The organism is Rhizobacter sp., from assembly GCF_035702065.1.
GTDB lineage: Bacteria > Pseudomonadota > Gammaproteobacteria > Burkholderiales > Burkholderiaceae_C > Rhizobacter.
In genome coordinates this window covers 1-3,343 of the sequence record NZ_DASSRA010000362.1, presented here as the reverse complement: position 1 = coordinate 3,343, position 3,343 = coordinate 1, and the positions used below count along the sequence as shown (strand labels likewise).

General features: G+C 68.5%; 2 protein-coding genes. Both read right to left on the bottom strand.

The genetic code is table 11. The annotated features are described in order from the left end of the window. Nucleotides 1-39: 39 nt before the first annotated feature. On the bottom strand, nt 40-321 hold the full coding sequence (locus tag VFL64_RS16020) for a DUF1360 domain-containing protein (RefSeq protein WP_489541377.1): 282 nt from the start codon (nt 319-321) through the stop codon (nt 40-42). Between the two features lie 17 nt (nt 322-338). Further along, a complete protein-coding gene (locus VFL64_RS16015) occupies nt 339-2,570 on the bottom strand; it encodes a carboxypeptidase-like regulatory domain-containing protein (RefSeq protein WP_489541376.1) in 2,232 nt (743 codons plus the stop codon). Between the last annotated feature and the right edge of the window lie 773 nt (nt 2,571-3,343).

The following is a 3,343-nucleotide window of genomic DNA, read 5'->3' as shown; positions in this document are numbered from 1 at the left end:
GCTGCGCGCTTGCTTCCACAACACATGTTCATCTCCTGCTCAGGCGCCGCCCGCGGGCGGCTTGGGTAGAAACTTCTCCAGCACGATGGCCCCGCCCGACAGCGCCAGCCACAGCACGGCGCGGGCGATCCAATCCTCGTGCAGCCACCACGCGAGCGGCGCGGCCACCCACAGGCTGGCGCAATAGAAGCAATCCATCAGATCGCCAAGCGCACCGCTGCCTGCGAGGCGGCGCAGACGGGCCACGGTGTCCCATGGCCCGTCTTCCGCCACGATGAGGTGCGTCACTCGCCACGTGGCAAGCACGGCGGCGAGCAGCATCACCCCATCGACCCCCGTCACACCGTCACCTGGAAACTGCGCTCGCTCAGGTTGCGGTGCGCGTGGTTGGCCTGGCAGTTGACGATGGTGCGCTTGTAGGCGCGCAGCTCCAGCTGGTAGCAGCAGCTTTCGGGGAAGGCCACCGCCGCCGCGATCGACAAGCGCATCGCCCCGCCGGCCCAGAAGGGCGCGGCGGCGTTCTGCGGCGCCGATCTCGCCGTCACGTAATCGGGCCCGACCTGCGTGGCCGCGGGCACCGGCGGCGCACCGCCGGGCAGCGGGCTGATTGCCGCGGCGCCGCCGCCGAGCGCGATCAGGTCGCGCGCCAGGTTCTCGCCGTAGGTGGCGATCAGGTCGTACCAGGCGAGGTGGCCTTGTGCGTCGTGGGCGATGAAGTCGACTTCGAGCACGTCGCCCGCGGCCAGCGTGATGTTGCCGCAGGGCCCGATGACGTGGCTGCTGCCGTCGGCCCGCACGATGCGCGCATCGAGGATGTCGGTGTTGGGCTCGTTGGTGCAGCCGTGCGTGGTGCCCGGGCCGCAGGGGTTGCCGGCCGGGCCGGGCGCCGCGAAGGTCGACTGGTTGTCGAGCGTGACGACGATCTGCGCTTCGGTTTGTGTGTCGCACACGTTCATCACGCGCGGGTTGCTGAGCGTGCCGCCCGCCTCGTCGTAGCCGATCACGCGCAGGCCGTAGGTGCCGTCGCTGAAGACACCGTCGGTGACCCAGGGGAAGACGAGGTCGATGTTGGTACCGAGCCAGACCTTGCTCGCGCCCCAGTCGGCCGGCGTGTGCGTGGCCTCGTAGTGCTCCACGGTCTCGTAGACGTGGTGGCCCGAGATGGGCACGGCCGCGCTGAAGCCCACGTCGACGTCGGTGCCGAGCGCGAAGTCCCAGTACTCGCGCGCGAAGCCGCCCAGCCCTTCGGCCGGCACGGGCTGCCAGGTGGCCCCGCCGTTGGCGGTGAACTCGATCTCGTAGTAGTCGACACCGCTCATGCACTGCGCCGTGCCGCGGATGTTGACCACGCCGGCAAACGGCGCGTCGCCGCCGTTGGAGAGCACGTTGGGGAAGGCGTAGCCCACCGGCGCGGGGTCGGCACCGGGGTTGCCGCCGACTTCATCGGCATCGACGCTGCACACCTTGGCCAGCGCCAGGCACTCGCCTTCGGTGCAGTCGTTGCGCGGAACGCAGCAGGCCTCGTCGGTGGCAGTGAGCGTCACGTCGCTCACCTGCGGGATGTTGAAGCGCGCCTGGAACCAGCTTTCGTTGACGATCACGTGCTCCACGCCGCCGCAGCGCTGCGTGGCGCGGAAGACGATGTCGGGCGTGCAATCCCACCAGGGTTGCCATGGATGCCACGGCCACAGCGGCAGGGCCGGGATGGGCACGTTGGGCAGGCGGGCGAGCAGGCGCGAACGCAGGCTCTCGAGCGCGCTCGGCTCCACCGCCGACACGGGCGAACGTCCCGGTGCAACACCAGGGGACACGACAGCCGGCGCCATCATCATGCCGGCCGCCTGCGCCACCCTGCGCTTGGCCGGCAGACGCGTGGCGGACAGCGTGGGCACGTCGCCCGCGATGTGCTGCAGCACGCTCAGGTCGGGCGTGGGCTCGGGGATGGGCAGCCGCACCAGCCGCGGCTCGCGCTGCAAGGCGCCGTGGATGATGCGCGCGAGCGAGGGCTCGACCAGCCAGCGGCGCAGCGACCACCAGTACCACGGCCACCAGCCGCAGCACCAGCGGAAGCGGATGGTGAAGGCACCGGTCGCGTCGGTGGTGTCGCAGCCGACCTGTTGCTTGGTCCACCACCACCACCAGGCGTCGACGTCGTAGGCGCAGACCACGGCACCCGGCACCGGGCTGCCGTCGGGGCACAGCACGCGCCCGCGGATGACGAAGGTACGGCACCAGCGCAGCCACCAGAACCAGTAGTACGCGGTGATGCGGATGGGCGGGAGCGCGAGTTCGGCCTTGCCGCGCCATCGGCGCAGCGGTATGTCGACGCCGATCGTCTGCAGGCCGAGCAGCTCGTCGTCGCTCGCATCGTGCGGGCCGACGATCACGCGCAGGCCGCGCGGTTCGCCTTCGACGGACAGGTTCAGCTTGCCCTGGCCTTTGCCGTCGAGCGACACGGTTTCGGAAGCGAGCGGCTTGCCGCCCGAGGTGAGCAGCACCTTGACGGGTTGCTGCTTGGGGTCGAAGCCATCGATGCCCGAGGCATCGAGCGGAATGGTGAGGCGAGGCATGTGTGTATCTCCCTGGAAGAGAAAGAGCTGGTGGCTCAGTTCAGTCTAGGAAGCGTTCTCACCCTCACCACCCCTAGGAGATCACTTCGAATTAGGGGCGCGCAGACAAGGGGGCACGTGCTGAGGTGCGGATGTGTGAGGGCGGCAGGACATGGCATTGGGTGACGAGGTCGATGCGAGTCTCAGTTCGTTCGGGCTGAGGTATCGAAGCCCTGCTCCGTTGTTTGGTTGTGCCCGCTTCGCGTGGTTCGTTCTTCCTACTTCGAACGGGTGCGCCGGGAGTCCGCCCCGGCGGGCGGGTCACTTTCATTTGTCGCGCCAAATGAAAGTAACCAAAGCAAAGGCGCTCTTCATTTGGCCGAACTGCGTGGCTTGAAGTTTCCTCGGCCTGTCCACGCCGTGCCGCAGGATCGGCCGCACACCTGCTGCGACAGCACTACCCATCGTCTCGCCTCGCTGCGCATCGGCTTGAACCCTCGGCAAAGCGAAGCGAGCCGAGACACGATGCCGAAGGCGAGCTTTCTCTTCGGGCCCCTTGGTGAGCCGTCGAGCAGCGCAGGGCTTGGGGGCTGCGTGCGCCAGCACGCTTCGTCTTCTGACTTCGCGCCGCCTGTATGAACGCAGCGGCCGCAGGCCGCGTAGTGAGTTGGGCGCGAGCCCCCAAGTCCGAGCAGCGCAGAGCAGTCGGCCCTAGGCCGACCGGCGAGCAGGGTGCCCTTTCTTTTGCCTTCTTTTCTTTGGGCAAGCAAAGAAAAGAAGGTGCCCTGCCGGGG